At 43.0% G+C, this 16,779-nt stretch carries 18 protein-coding genes; 14 read left to right on the forward strand and 4 right to left on the reverse strand.

Translation table 11 applies throughout. From position 1 onward, the window contains the following. Positions 1-629 precede the first annotated feature (629 nt). Both NO989_RS04110 and NO989_RS04115 read left to right on the forward strand, forming a co-directional pair. The gene (locus NO989_RS04110) at positions 630-1,823 is read left to right on the forward strand and encodes a tyrosine-type recombinase/integrase (protein ID WP_334037247.1); all 1,194 of its coding nucleotides are present in this window, start codon (positions 630-632) and stop codon (positions 1,821-1,823) included. A 202-nt stretch (positions 1,824-2,025) separates the two neighbouring features. After that, complete coding sequence (locus NO989_RS04115; RefSeq protein ID WP_334037249.1) at positions 2,026-2,376, forward strand: hypothetical protein; 351 nt, start codon at positions 2,026-2,028, stop codon at positions 2,374-2,376. 37 nt (positions 2,377-2,413) lie between these two features. Here NO989_RS04115 and NO989_RS04120 read toward each other — a convergent pair whose 3' ends face one another. After that, positions 2,414-2,770, reverse strand: coding sequence for a diacylglycerol kinase (locus NO989_RS04120; protein ID WP_014976618.1), 357 nt, complete (start codon positions 2,768-2,770; stop codon positions 2,414-2,416). A 125-nt stretch (positions 2,771-2,895) separates the two neighbouring features. Beyond that, positions 2,896-3,318, reverse strand: a complete 423-nt coding sequence (locus tag NO989_RS04125) for a universal stress protein (protein WP_014949582.1) — start codon at positions 3,316-3,318, stop codon at positions 2,896-2,898. 203 nt (positions 3,319-3,521) lie between these two features. Between NO989_RS04125 and NO989_RS04130 the strand changes: the two genes are divergently transcribed. After that, positions 3,522-3,998 carry a c-type cytochrome gene (locus NO989_RS04130; RefSeq protein ID WP_014949583.1) on the forward strand — a complete coding sequence of 159 codons (477 nt, stop codon included), beginning with the start codon at positions 3,522-3,524 and terminating at the stop codon, positions 3,996-3,998. Positions 3,999-4,076: 78 nt separating this feature from the next. Here the strand turns inward: NO989_RS04130 and NO989_RS04135 are convergent, their stop codons facing one another. After that, a complete protein-coding gene (locus NO989_RS04135) occupies positions 4,077-5,708 on the reverse strand; it encodes an FMN-binding glutamate synthase family protein (protein ID WP_371342067.1) in 1,632 nt (543 codons plus the stop codon). Between the two features lie 339 nt (positions 5,709-6,047). On the opposite strand from NO989_RS04135, the gene NO989_RS04140 reads away from it, so the two are divergent. From NO989_RS04140 to bfr (NO989_RS04150), 3 genes are all read left to right on the forward strand, one after another. Further along, positions 6,048-7,619, forward strand: coding sequence for a cation:proton antiporter (locus NO989_RS04140; protein ID WP_371342068.1), 1,572 nt, complete (start codon positions 6,048-6,050; stop codon positions 7,617-7,619). Positions 7,620-7,752: 133 nt separating this feature from the next. Next, positions 7,753-8,229 carry a bacterioferritin gene (bfr, locus tag NO989_RS04145; protein WP_025255320.1) on the forward strand — a complete coding sequence of 159 codons (477 nt, stop codon included), beginning with the start codon at positions 7,753-7,755 and terminating at the stop codon, positions 8,227-8,229. Next, positions 8,229-8,696, forward strand: coding sequence for a bacterioferritin (gene bfr / locus NO989_RS04150; protein ID WP_014949587.1), 468 nt, complete (start codon positions 8,229-8,231; stop codon positions 8,694-8,696). The genes bfr (NO989_RS04145) and bfr (NO989_RS04150) overlap by 1 nt, the downstream gene beginning before the upstream one ends. A gap of 123 nt (positions 8,697-8,819) precedes the next feature. Here bfr (NO989_RS04150) and NO989_RS04155 read toward each other — a convergent pair whose 3' ends face one another. Continuing rightward, the gene (locus tag NO989_RS04155; protein ID WP_334037261.1) at positions 8,820-9,299 is read right to left on the reverse strand and encodes a hypothetical protein; all 480 of its coding nucleotides are present in this window, start codon (positions 9,297-9,299) and stop codon (positions 8,820-8,822) included. A gap of 229 nt (positions 9,300-9,528) precedes the next feature. On the opposite strand from NO989_RS04155, the gene ccoN reads away from it, so the two are divergent. From ccoN to NO989_RS04195, 8 genes are all read left to right on the forward strand, one after another. After that, a complete protein-coding gene (gene ccoN / locus NO989_RS04160) occupies positions 9,529-10,962 on the forward strand; it encodes a cytochrome-c oxidase, cbb3-type subunit I (RefSeq protein ID WP_014949589.1) in 1,434 nt (477 codons plus the stop codon). Between the two features lie 15 nt (positions 10,963-10,977). After that, complete coding sequence (gene ccoO / locus NO989_RS04165) at positions 10,978-11,583, forward strand: cytochrome-c oxidase, cbb3-type subunit II (RefSeq protein ID WP_371342069.1); 606 nt, start codon at positions 10,978-10,980, stop codon at positions 11,581-11,583. 1 nt (position 11,584) lies between these two features. Further along, a complete protein-coding gene (locus NO989_RS04170; protein WP_014949591.1) occupies positions 11,585-11,746 on the forward strand; it encodes a cbb3-type cytochrome c oxidase subunit 3 in 162 nt (53 codons plus the stop codon). A gap of 16 nt (positions 11,747-11,762) precedes the next feature. Further along, the gene (gene ccoP, locus NO989_RS04175; RefSeq protein WP_156086459.1) at positions 11,763-12,716 is read left to right on the forward strand and encodes a cytochrome-c oxidase, cbb3-type subunit III; all 954 of its coding nucleotides are present in this window, start codon (positions 11,763-11,765) and stop codon (positions 12,714-12,716) included. 215 nt (positions 12,717-12,931) lie between these two features. Next, positions 12,932-13,411: a FixH family protein gene (locus NO989_RS04180; protein WP_156086460.1), complete on the forward strand. Its 480-nt coding sequence runs from the start codon at positions 12,932-12,934 to the stop codon at positions 13,409-13,411. Beyond that, complete coding sequence (locus NO989_RS04185) at positions 13,411-15,879, forward strand: heavy metal translocating P-type ATPase (RefSeq protein WP_371342070.1); 2,469 nt, start codon at positions 13,411-13,413, stop codon at positions 15,877-15,879. Before NO989_RS04180 ends, NO989_RS04185 begins: the two co-directional genes overlap by 1 nt. Position 15,880: 1 nt before the next feature. Further along, positions 15,881-16,111 (forward strand): cbb3-type cytochrome oxidase assembly protein CcoS, encoded by a 231-nt coding sequence (gene ccoS, locus NO989_RS04190; RefSeq protein ID WP_014949594.1) that lies wholly within the window; start codon positions 15,881-15,883, stop codon positions 16,109-16,111. Then, positions 16,098-16,757 (forward strand): sulfite exporter TauE/SafE family protein, encoded by a 660-nt coding sequence (locus NO989_RS04195; RefSeq protein WP_156086462.1) that lies wholly within the window; start codon positions 16,098-16,100, stop codon positions 16,755-16,757. Before ccoS ends, NO989_RS04195 begins: the two co-directional genes overlap by 14 nt. Positions 16,758-16,779 lie beyond the last annotated feature (22 nt).

Raw genomic sequence — 16,779 nt, forward strand, 5'->3', positions numbered from 1 at the left:
GGCTCATGGGCGGTAATGGCTGTGATTTACTATGCAGCTATGATCTCACATTCAGGACTTATTCGCATCTTCCCTAGGTTGTTATCGCCTATTCCGCTTTTGTAACGTTTATTTTTAACTCGTTTGGTTTTGAAAAATTTGCGATTAGCCAGCAAACATTTTGGAAGTAAATCATGTGAAGTACTTCTTTAATAAATAAGCTCTTAGGGTGTTTTTGCATCACTTTTCAGCTTATTTTTTAGGCGTCGCTACGTGAAATCTGAGCGCGAATTCGGGGTGTTGCCTTGCAGATTTCATGTAGCGCACGATTTGTATTACACTGAAAACGTACTCTCTCAGCAGGCCACAAGCCTTATCTAGCGATATGGTTTGGAATAATTACGAGATAGGCCAACAATTGACGGCATTGAAACACCCAGACTGTTTATATATACAGTAATATGATAGAGTAGCACTGTACTTGAGATTATAATAGTAAAGCGGTTTGTGGAGTGATGAATGGATTAGTGCGTAACTTCACGCATGATAATTACAGTTATCATGCGTGAATATTGTTATATTTCAATAGCTTATCAAGTTATGTTAAATCTAGCATAATAGTCACAATAATGTCTTCACCAGGTTGCTCAATGCCCTCAAAAACTAATAGCTCATTGCTCACAACTCAATTAGTTAACAGCAACAGTGATAGCAGCACACAGCCACAAGACTCAAGTAGCGCGACGGTTCCAGCTTTTGGTATCGAGTACTCTCGTAGTAAGCAGCAAACGTCAGGTTCTGACAACCTAACAACAAGTCAGTTTTCATCTTCTGATAAAAACGTTGAAAGCTATTATCAAGATATTTTTACCAAGCTTCCATACAACACACAACGGGCATACATTAGTGACTACAATGAGTTCGCAATTTTTTGTAAGCAAGCTGGATTAAAAGGCTTTAAGAACAACTTCGAACACAATGAGATCTGCATTAAACAATATGTTGAAGCGTTGTGCCGTTCTCCCCTAGCCTATAGAACCATTAAGCGTCGGTTATCTGCCCTTAGTAAATTTTTAGGCGTGGCTAAATTGCCAAACCCAATTATTAGATCTGCGTATCTAAGAGACTTTATCCGTTTATCGCTTATAGAGAATAGAAAGTTTCGATTGTCTCACAAACAAGCGGTTCCGCTTACCATAGATATGCTTGAACAAATAAACAATGCAATTATTCCTGATTCTTTATTAGAGCTCCGCGACCTTGCAATCATTAACCTGATGTTTGATGCATTACTTCGCGCTGATGAATTAGTTCGAGTTTGCATCGAGGATATATCTGCGCGTAATAACACCCTGTTGGTTGTTTCTTCGAAAAGCGACCAGTCTGGTCAAGGTCAATATCGCTATGTTTCTTCCAGCACTATATCTATGGTTCAAGAGTATATTAACGAAGCTAATCTTGACCCAAAAACTAAAGCAACCCGCCTTTCTTCAGATTTACGCGGCCTGCACAAAGGCGTTTTGTTTAGACGACTAACAAACCATAAAACAGCACTTTTGCCATTCGATGAGAACATTCCCAGCCATAAGGCAAATGTACTTAACTATTCGAGTGTCTACAGGATTTGGCAACGCATTGCTCAACGCGCAGGTATTAGCGAAAACATTACCCCTCATAGCGGTCGTGTTGGTGGTGCAGTTTCTCTAGCCGAAGATGGCGCATCTTTACCCGAGCTTCAACTGGCTGGAGGTTGGCAGTCACCGGAAATGCCTGGGCATTATACAAAACAGGCTAACGTAAAGCGTGGTGGAATGGCAAAATTGTCGGCAAAACGGAAAAGATAAAACACGCAAATACAGTTACTTAGGCAATTAAAAGTTACGCGTAACCAATCACACCAATAACAACGTCCAACTCACCTACTCTCTTCATTCTTTTACCAATCTGAAACTGTATTACTCGCGTATCAAAAGTAAATTTGCCCTAAACCTATATTAATGAATAGTTTTTTTAAGTTGGCAAACATTCAAGTAAAAGGAGTGATATATGAGTAGCGGTATTGATACAAAGCATGGAAAATTACTCGCGGAAATGGTGGTTCCCTCGTCGTCATGGAATGTCCAACCCGAGAAGCAAGACCCTTTCAAGTCAAAAGAAGCAGCATTAGATTATTTAAACTCAAACAATGAGCCGTTATATCTCCACGTGCCATTAGCTCAATCTGATGATTACATGAGAATCTGCGTGACTTCACGAGGCGATGATGTTGTTTTTACGATAAAAGATATCAATAACGGTGGTGAAACTTCACTGCATTATTCGCACATTAAAAACTTAGATAGCACAATTAGAACCTTAGTATCAGAATGTTGTGACCAGAAAATCAAAGCCCTATAAATTAGGGCTTTCTTTCCGCCTATAATCGCAAATTGCACTACCAAAGAATGCTAATCCACGTAAAGCCGGCCATCATTAAGCTAATGAACACTGCTGCCGAGCCGATATCTTTAGCACGCCCTATTAATAAATGGATGTCTGTGCTGACATGATCACAGAGTTTCTCAATAGCGGTGTTGAGTAGCTCAGTGATAAGCACTATCAGTAAAGATATCACCAGCAATATACGTTCTACATGCGTAACGTCGATGAAAAACGCTACAGGTGTCATTATCAATATTGCGAAAATTTCTTGTCTGACCGCAGCTTCACTTAAAAAGGCTGCTCGAAGCCCCTTAAGTGAATAGTAAGTGGCATAGAGTACGCGTAAAATACCTGTCCGTTTCGTTATCATGATAAGTAATTTTAAGATTAGTTACAGCCTTACAAAACGTAACTGACCTTCGTTACATCTACATGACGGCGAAGATATTTATCATGAATACTTAAGGCATTTTCGACGCTAATCGCCGCATTAACTTATACTTTCACAGCTAGCACGTCTGTTTTAACACCATGTAGTACTGCATTGGCCGTTGACCCAAGTAACAAACGAAGACCGCTCTGCCCATGAGTGCCGACAACAATGAGATCTGCATTAATCTTTTCGGCCATATGGTGAATCTCATCAGCAGGAGAACCTATCTCTACATTGATGTGGCTGTAAGGTATATCATGTTTTGCGGCAACGTCTTTTAATTGCCTTAATGCCTGCTCTCTTACTTCCTCTGAAAAATCCCGTTCTAAAAATAGTCCGTAAGGCTCTACATTGGTTTGTGGATAAGCAACATACAGGAGGTGAATTTTGTGACTATTGCCCGCTATAGCAATGGCTTTCTCCACCACTAATTCGTAGTCAGAATAAATATCTATAGGTACTAAAATTGTTTCGTAACCTTGCATTGTGGCTGTCCTCAATTTTTGTTTGGTAACAGTGCTTTTCTACCATACCGTTAACTAATTCCGTTAAATAGTAGTGCTATACAAATAATTATTCTTTGCGCTAGGTCAATGATTAGTCTGCAGCCTCATTCATAATCAGTGTATGCACATTAGTTCTAACGAACTTTACGTATCTTTACCGTAAAAGAAAGAGGGAAATAAGTATGAAAACGGCAATAGTTGTTATAGCAACGCTTCTCCTTTTCGCCTGTGACCAGGGCGCGCAGTCACCTCGCGGCTTTAGCTTGCCCGAAGGCAATATGGAAAAAGGCTATTTGGTATTTAAAAAGTATCAGTGCCAAGACTGCCACAGAATCGCAGGAGAAAAAGAGTCCGACAATGCGCAATACCTAGTCGCAAAGCCTATTCCGTTAGGAGGCAGCAGCGGAAGAATTAAAACTTATGCAGAGTTGGTGACAAGTATTATTAACCCGTCACACAAACTTACTCCTCGACAGCCTGCCAGTTTCACCAGCGAAGACGGTGTGTCATTAATGCGAGTTGTAAACGACGAGCTAACCGTTTCTGAACTAATAGATTTAGTGGCGTATCTTCAGCCTAAATATAAAGTAACACCCTACAGGACTAGTGATTACCGCCTCTATCAACTGCGTATTCCAAGCGAGCAATCTAAAGATTAACTCGCAGTTTAGGCATTAAAAAACGAAAAGCGTGACTCCACAATCGGTATTTGATTAGGAGTCATGGCTTAGCCGTTTCTAAGATACAGCTTTCGTTTCTTTCTCTATTTCTGCCAATAAACTACAAGGCATAAAGCTTTCAGCATTTGCTTCTTTTAAGTGTAATTTAAATCTATCGGGAAAGTCGTCGGTTAAAAAACTTCCTGTTTTAACTAACGGGAAAATTTCGTCGTAACGCGCAATATGACACTGATCTACCCGCCTAAATATATGGGTACGATTTAGTTCGCTAGTTCTCACATGTCCTGTAGAAGACAAGATATCCATCAGCGCATGAATAGTTTTTTTGTGAAAGCGGTACACGCGCTCGTACTTGTCTTCAACGTTTAAGCCCTTGGCAAGCTTAGGGTCTTGCGTTGCTACACCGGTCGGACATTTATTCGTATTGCATGACAGCGACTGAACACATCCAAGTGCCAACATCATTCCTCGGGCACTGTTACATAGATCGGCGCCTAAACTTAGATTTTTCGCTAACTGAAAAGCGGTAATGATTTTTCCAGAAGCAATAATTTTAATTTTGTCGCGAATACCAAAACCAGTGAGACAATCGTCAACAAACGCCAAGGCTTCACGCAGAGGAAATCCTATAGAGTTTGTGTACTCAAGCGGTGCGGCGCCAGTACCTCCTTCGCCCCCGTCTACCGTTATAAAATCTGGCGTTACGTCCTTCTCTACCATGGCTTTGCACATGGCAATGAACTCACTTTTTCTACCCAGCGCCAGCTTAATACCCACTGGTTTATAGCCACTTAACTTGCGTAACTGACTAATAAAATCAACCATTTCTAAAGGCGTTGCAAACGCTTTATGTCTAGGGGGAGAATCAACTTGAGTTCCAGGCTCAACACCTCTTATTTTAGCTATTTCAGGGGTGTTTTTATACGCAGGTAAAATACCACCATGTCCAGGCTTAGCGCCCTGGCTTAGCTTTATTTCTATCATTTTTACATTGTCGAGTTTGGCTTTTTCTTCAAAAAGAACAGGGTCAAAACCGCCATCTTTACTTCTACAACCAAAGTATCCCGTACCAATTTGCCAAACGATATCGCCACCGTTTTCGAGGTGATATGGGGTTAAACCACCCTCACCTGTGTTATGGTAAAATCCGCCTTTTGCAGCACCTTTATTTAGCGCCAAAATGGCATTTTTTGACAAGCTTCCAAAGCTCATTGCGCTTATGTTAAGTATGCTTGCACGATACGGCTTTTTGCAATGAGGGCCACCTACCGTCACTCGGGGATCCTCATCCATGTCTTCCACTTCGCGAGCAGATAAAGAATGGCCAATCCACTCATAGCCATCTTTATACGTATCTAGCTGAGTACCGAAGGGAACAGTTTCTCTACTGTTTTTCGCACGTTGATAAACAATTGAACGAAACATGCGGGAAATAGGTGCTCCGCCAGTATCATTTTCTATGATGTATTGCTGGATGTAGGGCCTTAGTCCCTCGACTGTCCATCGTACTCTGCCAATTAATGGAAAGTTCTTTAAAATGGCATGTTTTGTTTGGAAGGCATCGTATAGACCAAAAATGAGTAGCGTGACTGATAAAAGTAAAAACCACCACACGGGCGCCCACAATACGCCAATCACCACGTTGAAAGCGACCAGCAGGGTTAGCACAGTTAGAATTGTTAAACGCATTCAAAGTCCTTCTTTATTTTTAGTCATATCTAAACAAAATAATATGCCTATAACTCTGTTCAATACACCTAAAATCGGGAACTAGATTTACTTTAGCGGTAAATGACTGATTTAAAGGTTAAATATGCTAATCCGGTTTCTAGCTCAATTGGGTTACGCGTTACCAAAATATACAATTACAATGCTTTTTTAGCTGCGAAAACAAGCCATTGCATGCTAGTCTAAAACCTTTCAATTAGCGAGTTGACTGGGCGATTTGTAGCTATCACTGGTTAATAGATGATGTGACCTATACAAAGGTAACGGATTTTACGTTCAACATTTTCTGAAAGGTAATTCATGGAGTATGCATTTCTTCTTTTCGCATTTGTTTGCGGCTTAACGGTTAAACTTATTGGCATTCCTCCTTTAGTTGGCTACTTGGTAGCTGGCTTTTTATTAAATTTTGCAGGCTACACGCTTACTGAAGATTTAACCCAAATAGCCAACTTGGGCATCACCATTATGCTTTTCACCATCGGTCTTAAACTCAACATCCGCGATTTGAGTCGTCGAGAAGTTTGGGCGGGAAGCGTTTCACATACCTTAGTATGGATGGGCGTTATTACCTGTTGCGTCTATGCGATAGGTGCGGTTGCAGCAAATTTCGTTGATGGGCTTACATGGAAAAGCGCTGCGCTTATCGCTTTTGCCCTTAGTTTCAGTAGCACAGTGTGCGTGGTTAAAGTATTAGAAGAAAGTGGCGAAAGTAAAACCCGCCACGGCCGCCTTTCCATTGGCATTTTGGTCATGCAAGACGTTTTTGCTGTTATCTTCCTTGTTGCAGCAACTGGAAAGCTCCCCTCTGTGTGGGCGCTTGCCTTGTTGGCCTTATTCCCAGCAATGCCAATCATAAACAAAATGATTAATAAGTCGGGCCACGGTGAACTGCTTCCGCTTACTGGCTTTATCCTCGCCTTAGGTGGCTATCACTTGTTTGAGCTGGTTAACATTAAAGGCGATCTTGGGGCACTAATCTTTGGAATCATGTTAGCGCAACATGAAAAGGCTTCGGAGCTAGCGAAGTCGCTGCTTAGTTTTAAGGATCTCTTCTTAATCGGCTTCTTCCTTACTATCGGTCTTACCGCCCTTCCCGATCTTAGTATGATTGTCCTAGCTATCGTGTTCTGCTTATTTATACCGTTAAAAGCAGCACTCTTTTTCGGCTTATTTACGTCACTTCGCCTTCGCGGTCGCACGGCTTACTTGAGCAGCTTGGTGCTTTCAAATTACAGTGAATTTGGGCTTATTGTTGGCGCACTAGCCGTTTCATTAGGTTTATTGGCAAACTCTTGGTTAGTGGTGATTGCTTTAGCCGTATCTATTTCATTCGTTATTACCAGCGTGCTCTATCGCAATTCTCATTCTCAATATCACAATCATAAACACACCATTAAACGTTTTGAGAAAAACGAGCGCTTAAAAGAAGACATTTATCCTACTCTCCACAACGCGGAGTTTTTAGTGTTGGGGATGGGACGAGTTGGTCGCGGTGCCTTCAATGCGTTATCTAAATTAAGTGATGTGAGCGTATGGGGAATGGACGCCGACCGAGTAAAAGTAAAAGAGTTATCAGACGAAGGCTTAAACGTAATATGCGGCGACGGTGAAGACGTCGATTTGTGGGATAATTTAGATATCAAACAGATTCAGCTTGTTTTGCTTGCTCTGCCTTCTATCCAGGACTCAATAAACATCACACGTCAGCTTAAGAACGCGGGCTATGTTGGAAAAGTTGCAGCCATTGCACGCTATGAGGATGAAGTATCACATTTATTAGAAAACGGTGTAGATAAAGTCTTCAACTTCTTTACCGAAGCAGGGCTTGGTTTTGCCGAAGAAAGTCTTGCTTATGCGCATTCACAACAGTAATGCTGTTCTAAATGCGAACAATGGATGAATTGAGAAACGTTATCGTTTGTAAACAACTGTTTTATAAAGGTTTTTTGACATACAGTCAAATTTAGACTAAACTTCACGCAAATACGTTAATAGGGTTTACACAATGCAAGGTGATAAACAAGTTGTTGCAAAATTGAACGAAGTACTGACAAGTGAACTTACTTCGATAAATCAATACTTTCTGCACGCTCGTATGTTCAAAAACTGGGGTTTTTCTGAACTTAACGAAAAAAATTACAAAAAGTCTATCAAGGACATGAAGCAAGCGGACGATATTATCGAGCGCATTCTGTTTCTTGAGGGCCTTCCTAATCTTCAAGCGTTAGGCAAGCTTTATATCGGTGAAGATACCGTTGAAATGCTGTCATGTGATGCGCGTTTTCAAAAGGAACAGCTTCCACTACTTCGTGAAGCTATTGCGCTGTGTGAAGAAAAGCAGGATTATGTTTCTCGTGATTTGCTTGAAGACCTTCTTGAATATGAAGAAGAGCACCTAGACTGGATTGAAACGCAAGAATACCAAATTGATGCTATGGGTATAGAGAACTACCTACAAGCGCAAGTAATGGGAGATGACTAATGAAAGGTAACCAAGCAATCATCAATGGCTTAAACGAACTACTCTCTTATGAGTTGGCCGCCATGGATCAGTATTTCATTCACTCTCAGATGTATCTTGATTGGGGTTTGAATAAGCTTTACGAACGCATCGATCATGAATTTGATGACGAGCGTGGACATGCAACTAAGCTAATTGAACGCATGCTGTTTTTAGAAGGTACGCCTGACATGACGAAGCGCACAGGCTTCAAAGTGGGTAAAGATGTACCTGAGATGCTAGAAAGCGATTTACGTGTTGAATATGAAGTTGATGCAAAGTTACGTGAAGTTATTGCGCTTTGTGAAACCGAGAAAGACTATGTAACTCGCGACATGCTAATTGTACTGCTAGACGATACAGAGATGGATCACGCACACTGGCTAGAGCAGCAGCTTGGCCTTATTAAGCGACTAGGTATTCAAAACTACCTTCAGTCTCAAATGTAAAAAATAGCGTTCACGCTACAATTTACAGGTAATTAATAAAAGGCCGCTCTTATATAAAGAGCGGCCTTTTTTGGTTTGTTTACTCCCCTTTCTTTAAGGAGAGTCTTATTGCTTTTAAAACAGTTACTGCTGTGTAACAAAATACAAATAGCTGGGGCTTTCTTTATCTTTAATATTTAGACGTAGCTGCCATTTCATAACTGGCTCACTACAACTGCCTAACATAAACCAACCTGACCACTTTCCTTGACCATCGTTATCTAACAGCACGGGAATTTTGCCCATATACATGTTTACCCCTTCAATCCATGCACTCTCTATTTCCTCTCCCTCAGGAACTAAGAGCTTAACCGTTACTGACTCTTCAGCTTCAGGCATGGCTGAAAAAATGGCAATTGCTAACCTGTCATCAATTAAGAATTCGCAAGTTTCATTGACAAAGTTGCAGCTGTTTCCTATTCCATTAACTACGCTCGTGTCTTTTAACACCGATGACTGGAATTTATGTGCAAGGTATACACACACGGCTACAACAATAATAGCCACTAATGGAAGCTGGGAATGTAAAATTTTTGATCGTTTATTGTTATCGTTATTTAGCATTTCTTAAATTTTGTGTATTTCTTCATTGACGGAGATCAAGCTTAGGTAGTTTATGGTATCTTTTTGTAATTAAAAACCTTATCATCCGCGTACCAACTGGCTTGGAGACAATAATTATTACTCTTTCCGAGCTCGGTGTGAAGCGTTATTCCTTAGCTGATACACGTCTCGACCGTACTATTCCGGCAGTTGGAGACCATAGTTCATTTGAAGTGGAAGATTCATTAAAATGAGTGAAATAAGCCAAGCACAACCTGACTACAATTATAAAGTAGTTAGGCAATTTACCATCATGACCATAGTCTGGGGTATCATTGGTATGGGCCTAGGGGTATTTATTGCCGCGCAGTTATTTGCACCTATGCTTAACTTTGACACACCATGGCTAACATTCTCACGTTTGCGTCCGTTGCACACTAACGCCGTTATTTTTGCCTTCGGCGGCTGTGCGCTATTTGCAACGTCGTACTACATCGTTCAGCGTACCTGCCAGGTAAGACTGTTCAGTGACAAACTTGCCGCATTTACCTTTTGGGGTTGGCAAGCCGTTATCGTTTTAGCTGTTATCACCCTGCCTATGGGTTTAACCAGCTCAAAAGAATACGCTGAACTAGAATGGCCAATTGATATCCTTTTGGCACTGGTTTGGGTCGCTTATATCATTAACTTCTTCGGAACCCTAGTAATCCGTAAAGTTTCGCACATTTATGTTGCAAACTGGTTCTTAGGCGCGTTCATGTTAACTGTTGCAATTCTTCATATTGGTAACAGCATGGCTATTCCGGTATCTTTCACTAAATCGTATTCACTGTATGCAGGTGCAGTAGACGCTATGATGCAGTGGTGGTACGGCCATAACGCGGTAGGCTTTTTCCTAACTGCGGGCTTCCTTGGTATGATGTACTACTTCGTACCTAAGCAGGCTGGTCGCCCGGTTTATTCATACAGACTTTCAATTGTTCACTTCTGGGCACTTATCTCTCTGTATATCTGGGCTGGTCCTCACCACCTTCACTACACTGCCCTACCAGACTGGACTCAGTCACTAGGTATGGTGATGTCTATTATCCTATTCGTTCCATCTTGGGGTGGTATGATTAACGGTATTATGACGCTATCTGGCGCGTGGCATAAACTTCGCACCGACCCAGTATTGCGTTTCCTTATTGTTTCATTGTCTTTCTACGGTATGTCTACCTTCGAAGGCCCAATGATGGCAATCAAGACCGTTAATGCACTGTCTCACTACACTGACTGGACAATTGGTCACGTACACTCTGGTGCTCTAGGTTGGGTTGCAATGGTTTCAATTGGTTCAATTTACCACTTAATTCCAGTGCTATTCGGTCAGCGCGCTATGTATAGCACCAAGCTAGTTAACGTACACTTCTGGTTCGCAACTATCGGTGTTGTTCTATACATCGTAGCAATGTGGATGTCTGGTGTACTACAGGGTCTAATGTGGCGTGCAGTAAATGCTGACGGTACGTTAACCTATAGCTTTGTTGAGTCATTAGAAGCGTCTAAGCCTTTCTATGTGGTTCGTTTCATTGGTGGTTGTTTCGTGGTAGCAGGTATGCTTGTTATGGCATACAACACATGGAAAACCGTTCGTGCACCTAAAGGCAGTATCGCTGCAGACCCAGCGACTCAGCCGGCGTAGTAAAGGAGACGAATAATGAAAAACGCACATGAGTTAATTGAAAAGAACGTCGGTCTGTTAACGGTATTAATCCTTATCGCTATCAGCTTCGGTGCCATGGTTCAAATTACGCCGTTGATGTTTCAGCAGCAAGTAATGGAGCCAGTAACAGGCCTACGTCCATATACCGCGCTTGAGCTTGAAGGTCGTGACATCTACATCCGTGAAGGTTGTGTAGGTTGTCACAGCCAGATGATCCGTCCATTCCGCGCCGAAACAGAGCGTTATGGTCACTACAGCGTTGCTGGCGAATCAGTATGGGAGCACCCCTTCCTTTGGGGTTCTAAGCGTACTGGTCCTGATCTAGCACGTGTTGGTGGTCGTTACAGCGACGAATGGCACCGAGTTCACCTGCTTAATCCTCGCAACGTAGTACCAGAGTCGAACATGCCAGGCTTTCCTTGGCTTGCGGAAAACACGCTTGATGGTGAGTTTACAGCTAAAAAAATGGAAGTATTCCGTGGATTTGGCGTTCCGTATACCGACGAAGATATCGCGGGCGCGAAAGCGGCAGTACAGGGTAAAACGGAAATGCAAGCCCTTATTGCTTATCTACAATCTCTTGGCACACATTTGAAATAATATGGACCAGGGAATTGTAGGCAGCATTTTTACTGTCATCGTCTTTGTAAGCTTCATCGGTGTTGTGTGGTGGGCATTTAGCAGCCGCAACAAGAAAAAATTCGATGAAGCGGCAAACCTAGTGTTTGCAGACGAAGAAAAAGAAAAATCAAAAGAAGATTAGCAGGAGTCTCGAACTCATGAGTATGTTTTGGACAATTTGGATTTCAGTGATAACTCTAGGGTTAATCATTGGTTGCTACTTCCTTTTACGCTGGTGCCTTTCTAACAAGACTGGCGTAGCTGAAGGTGAGTCAATGGGCCACAAATTCGATGGTATTGAGGAGTTGAACAATCAACTTCCTCGCTGGTGGACAATTATGTTCTACATGACCATCGTTTGGGGCTTTTTATACCTAGCGCTTTATCCTGGCTTAGGTGCGTTTGAAGGTATTTTGGGTTGGAAGAGCTCTAACCAAAATATTCAATCGCTAGAAGAGTCAGCTCAGGCGCGTATTGATGCTAAAGAGCAAGGCTACCTAGTAGAATATGACCGTGAACTAGATTTCGCTGCCGAGAAGTTCGATCCGATCTTCGAAGCGTATGCACAAGTTCCTGTTGAAGAACTGGCTAAAGACCCAGAAGCAAATAAAGTAGGTCAGCGTTTGTTCCTACAAAATTGCTCTCAGTGTCACGGTTCTGATGCACGAGGTCAAAATGGCGGCTTCCCTAACCTAACGGACAACGACTGGTTGTACGGTGGTTCAGGTGCAAAAATCGTTGAAACTCTTACGCTTGGTCGTAAAGCGGCTATGCCAGCATGGCTAGATGCCATGGGTGAAGACGGTATCGAAGAAGTGGTTAACTACGTACTTAGTTTAAGCGGTCGCGATGTGGACCCTCAGCTTGCAGAAGCAGGTAAAGCTCGTTTCGCAGCGTGTGCGGCTTGTCACGGTATGGACGGTAAAGGTAACCAAGCACTTGGTGCACCAAACCTTACTGACAATATCTGGCTATACGGCGGCAGCCACAGAGCGGTAACAGAAACGCTTACTTACGGTCGTAACGGTGTAATGCCTTCATTCAAGAAAACCTTGGGTGATGACAAAATTCATGTTGTTGCAGCGTATGTATACAGCCTTTCAAATGATTAATGATTTAAATCATTAAATATCTTAAAAAGCCTCGTTACTACGGGGCTTTTTTTATGAGAAAATACAGCGGTATAGAGAGTGCCATGCGAACATTCTTTGTACACTTTTAACATGTCTCGCCAACACTATATTTATCATTATTTGCCGGCTTTACGTGTAGTTGGGGAAGTAAAAATAAATATGTTGTTAGTGAAGTAAATACGAGAAAGATTTCGATGAATAGACCCTGGTATAAAGAGTTCTGGCCCTGGTTTTTAATTGCCGTACCTATCATTACACTCATCATGGGTGGCGTGTTGTTAAACCTTGCTATTAGCACCGAAGATAGCCTGGTGGTGGACGACTACTACAAGGAAGGAAAAGCGATCAATGCCCGTCTGGACAAAGAGGCCATAGCCCGCCGCAAGAATATCACTACCGATTTAACCATTGAAGATGGCAGCATAGCGCTAGAGTTTCATTCAGGTATTCCACAAGAAGGTAATGCGGTTAAACTAAGCTTTTATCACGTAACGCTTGAAGAGCGTGATGTCAGCGTTTTATTAAGCCGCGACGCTAACGGTATTTATCGCGGTTTTGTCGAAGAAGATCTTGATGGTAAATGGCGCGTATCGCTAACCCCTATTGATGATAGCTGGAAAATACAAAATACCATCTATCTGCCCCACTCTGGCAAAATGAAATTCAATCCATAATGGCCAAGCACGACTGTTACCATTGCGGCTTGCCTATTGCGGGCTCAGACGATGGAAAATTTACTACCGTGATATTAGGGCAGCAACGCGACATGTGTTGCCCTGGATGTTTAGCCGTGGCCGAAGCCATCGTAACCAACGGTCTTGAAGACTATTACCAGTTTAGAACCGAACCAGCGCAAAAATCAGACGATGGCATTCTAGAGACACTCGACAAGCTCAAAGTGTATGACGACCCTGCTCTTCAAGAAGAATTCGTTTTTGATGAGGGGCAAGATAAGCAGATTCAATTAACCCTTGAAGGTATCACGTGCGCTGCGTGTGGATGGCTTATCGAAAAGCAGTTGTCAAAAGTAGAAGGGATAAAGCAAGTCGCGGTAAACGTCCAAGAGCGCCGCGCTTTAGTTACTTGGTCACCTTTTCAAATCAAGCTTAGTCAGATTCTTTCTACACTAAAACGCATTGGTTATGTTGGGTCGCCATTTCACCCCGACGAACACGAAGCCAGTTATAAACGCGAACAAAAGACTTTTCTGAAAAAGCTTGGCCTAGCAGGCATTATGACCATGCAGGTGATGATGCTGATGACGGGGCTGTATTTTGACTGGTTTGGCGCTATTGAATTAGAAACCCGACAGTATTTTTACTGGGTTGCCCTTACGCTTACTACACCTGTGGTGCTGTATTCAGGCAGCACTTTTTATGTGGGCGCCGCCAATGCGCTAAGCGCAAGAACGGTTAATATGGATGTACCCGTTACGCTCGCCATATTCGGTACTTACATTGCTGGAATTCGCTCTACAGTATTAGAGCAAGGCGAAGTGTATTTTGAATCTATTTGTATGTTCATTTTCCTGCTGTTACTCAGCCGCTTTTTAGAACATCGTAGCCGTCATCGCGCCGCACAGATCTCTGCCAATATGATGCAGTATGTACCCGTTTCAGCCACCAAATTACTGCCGGATGGCAGCCTAACCGAGTGTCTGGCAAAGCAGTTAAGAATTGACGATGTGGTGCTGGTTAAGCCTGGTGAAACAGTCCCCATTGATGGGGTGGTAACCGACGGCAACGCAGCGGTTGACGAATCTATGCTTACCGGCGAGTTTAACCCCGTGCGTAAGTCGAACAGTAGCCCGGTATACGGCGGCACGGTTTGTCAAGATGGTACGCTAACCATTACGGTTACGCAGACCCTTAAAAATGCGCTGGTAAATCAAATTGTACGACTGCAAGCAAGTGCCATGGCGAGTAAACCTAAAGCAGCGCAGATAGCCGATAATTTTTCTCGCTATTTCGTTACCGCGGTATTGCTGATTTCGGCGTTAACCTATGGCTTTTGGGCGTATCAGGGTAGCGACGAGGCATTTTGGATCACCATATCGGTGCTGGTTGCAACCTGCCCTTGCGCATTAGGGTTGGCTACGCCATCAGCGTTAACCTGCGCTATGGCAAAATTAAACAGACAAGGTATTTTACTAAAACGCGCCGATGCGCTTGAACAAATTACTGACATTGACACCATCGCATTAGACAAAACCGGCACGCTCACAAAAGGCAAATTTACTATTTCAAATGCCTGGTACGCTGACGGTGTGGATAGTAATAGTGCGCTATCAATTGCCCGCGCTTTGGAGTCACGCTCTGAACATCCGATTGCCAAAGCCTTTAGCGACGATATAGCCTTTAGCGACGGTGTAGCCCTAAGCGAGATTTCTGCCTCTAGCGGCAGTGCTGACGCTATCGATAACACGGTACACAAAGTGACTAATTTTACCGTTACGCCAGGAGGTGGTATCAGCGGTGAGATCAATGACACGTTGTTTTCTATGGGATCTGTAGCATTCAGCGTTCACGAATCACAGCTAAAACTCATTGAAGCGTTCCCTTCAGCTAACGTGTTTCTCACGGTTAAGGGGCGTATTATGGCGGCGTATGAAGTAAAGGATTCACTAAGAGAAGATACGCAAGAAACTCTCGATATATTAGCTGCAAGCCATACTCTCGCCGTTTTAAGTGGTGATACACAGCAAAACGTTAATGCGCTTACCGCACCATTGCCAATTTCGACCGCTAAAGGTGGCCTAACACCTGAGCAAAAGTACGAAGCCGTTCAAGCTATGCAGCAATCTGGCGCGAAAGTAATGATGATGGGTGACGGTATTAACGACGCTCCAGTTCTTGCCAGCGCTGATGTGGCAATTGCAGTGGGTAATGCCACAGACGTGGCTAAAACTGCCGCCGACGTGATACTGCTTGGCGATCAGCTGCTTTCTGTACCAGAACTTATTCGAACTGCGCACCAAGTGAAGCAAAAAATAAGGCAAAATATTGGCTGGTCGGTAGGTTACAACGTTTTGATCTTACCTTTCGTCGTATCAGGCCTACTTTCACCGTGGATGGCTGTTGTTGGTATGTCGTTAAGCAGTATCATTGTGGTCACAAACTCAACGCGACTCTTGAGCAAATAGCATGAGTATTATTTACGTATTAATTCCAATCGCCATCATCATTGTTGCCGTCGCTATCGTGATATTCTTTTGGGCGGTGAAAACCAATCAATTTGAAGATTTAGATCGCCAAGGGTATAGCATACTGTTTGACGATGATCTTCCGCCAGAAGAAAAAAAGCTAGCTGAGCAACGCAAGCAACTTCAAGACAGTAAAGTAGACAAAAGCCAAGCGCCACATGGAAGGGATTAACTACTTCTCTGCCTTTCTTATCGGCTTAGCCGGCGGAGTTCACTGTGTGGGAATGTGCGGTGGAATCGTCGCTGCGCTAAGGATGGTATCGCCTAAAGGCGCTTCAGCACTACCCTATACCCTTGCCTATAACATGGGACGTATGGTGAGCTACACCATCGCCGGAGCAATAACCGGGGCAATTGGAAAAATTGCAGCAGATTATATACCTCTTGCCAACTATGCCCTTTCCCTACTTAGCGGAATCATGTTGCTTCTACTGGCGTGTTATTTGGGTAAGTGGTGGACTGGCTTAACGGTGCTGGAAAATGCTGGTAAAGGCCTATTTTCCAAAGTCCAGCCGCTTTCAAAACGCTTTTTGCCATTTAAGACCCCTTTAAGTGCATTGCCTTATGGTTTTATTTGGGGTTGGCTTCCTTGCGGTTTGGTGTATTCCACACTTACCTGGTCTCTCGCAGCGGGTAATGCGCTAGAAGGCGCAGCTATTATGTTCTTCTTCGGTTTGGGTACATTACCCACCTTACTCGCCGCAAGCGCTGGTAGCCAATATATTGTTCAAAGTTTTCAACATAACCATTTTAGACAAATTATTGCAGTAATAATGGCAATATATGCAGCTTATCTTATTCATAGCGCAATCGTTTAAAAATGGGTGTATTATTGTCGGG

The sequence above is a fragment of the Alteromonas sp. DY56-G5 genome, from assembly GCF_041414725.1.
GTDB classification, from domain to species: Bacteria; Pseudomonadota; Gammaproteobacteria; order Enterobacterales; family Alteromonadaceae; genus Alteromonas; species Alteromonas macleodii.

Bases quoted from the DNA above. Each gene is read 5' to 3' on its own strand.
- NO989_RS04110 (WP_334037247.1), top strand. From the start codon at position 630: ATGCCCTCAAAAACTAATAGCTCATTGCTCACAACTCAATTAGTTAAC.
- NO989_RS04115 (WP_334037249.1), top strand. From the start codon at position 2,026: ATGAGTAGCGGTATTGATACAAAGCATGGAAAATTACTCGCGGAAATG.
- NO989_RS04120 (WP_014976618.1), bottom strand. From the start codon at position 2,770: ATGATAACGAAACGGACAGGTATTTTACGCGTACTCTATGCCACTTAC.
- NO989_RS04125 (WP_014949582.1), bottom strand. From the start codon at position 3,318: ATGCAAGGTTACGAAACAATTTTAGTACCTATAGATATTTATTCTGAC.
- NO989_RS04130 (WP_014949583.1), top strand. From the start codon at position 3,522: ATGAAAACGGCAATAGTTGTTATAGCAACGCTTCTCCTTTTCGCCTGT.
- NO989_RS04135 (WP_371342067.1), bottom strand. From the start codon at position 5,708: ATGCGTTTAACAATTCTAACTGTGCTAACCCTGCTGGTCGCTTTCAAC.
- NO989_RS04140 (WP_371342068.1), top strand. From the start codon at position 6,048: ATGGAGTATGCATTTCTTCTTTTCGCATTTGTTTGCGGCTTAACGGTT.
- bfr (WP_025255320.1), top strand. From the start codon at position 7,753: ATGCAAGGTGATAAACAAGTTGTTGCAAAATTGAACGAAGTACTGACA.
- bfr (WP_014949587.1), top strand. From the start codon at position 8,229: ATGAAAGGTAACCAAGCAATCATCAATGGCTTAAACGAACTACTCTCT.
- NO989_RS04155 (WP_334037261.1), bottom strand. From the start codon at position 9,299: ATGCTAAATAACGATAACAATAAACGATCAAAAATTTTACATTCCCAG.
- ccoN (WP_014949589.1), top strand. From the start codon at position 9,529: ATGAGTGAAATAAGCCAAGCACAACCTGACTACAATTATAAAGTAGTT.
- ccoO (WP_371342069.1), top strand. From the start codon at position 10,978: ATGAAAAACGCACATGAGTTAATTGAAAAGAACGTCGGTCTGTTAACG.
- NO989_RS04170 (WP_014949591.1), top strand. From the start codon at position 11,585: ATGGACCAGGGAATTGTAGGCAGCATTTTTACTGTCATCGTCTTTGTA.
- ccoP (WP_156086459.1), top strand. From the start codon at position 11,763: ATGAGTATGTTTTGGACAATTTGGATTTCAGTGATAACTCTAGGGTTA.
- NO989_RS04180 (WP_156086460.1), top strand. From the start codon at position 12,932: ATGAATAGACCCTGGTATAAAGAGTTCTGGCCCTGGTTTTTAATTGCC.
- NO989_RS04185 (WP_371342070.1), top strand. From the start codon at position 13,411: ATGGCCAAGCACGACTGTTACCATTGCGGCTTGCCTATTGCGGGCTCA.
- ccoS (WP_014949594.1), top strand. From the start codon at position 15,881: ATGAGTATTATTTACGTATTAATTCCAATCGCCATCATCATTGTTGCC.
- NO989_RS04195 (WP_156086462.1), top strand. From the start codon at position 16,098: ATGGAAGGGATTAACTACTTCTCTGCCTTTCTTATCGGCTTAGCCGGC.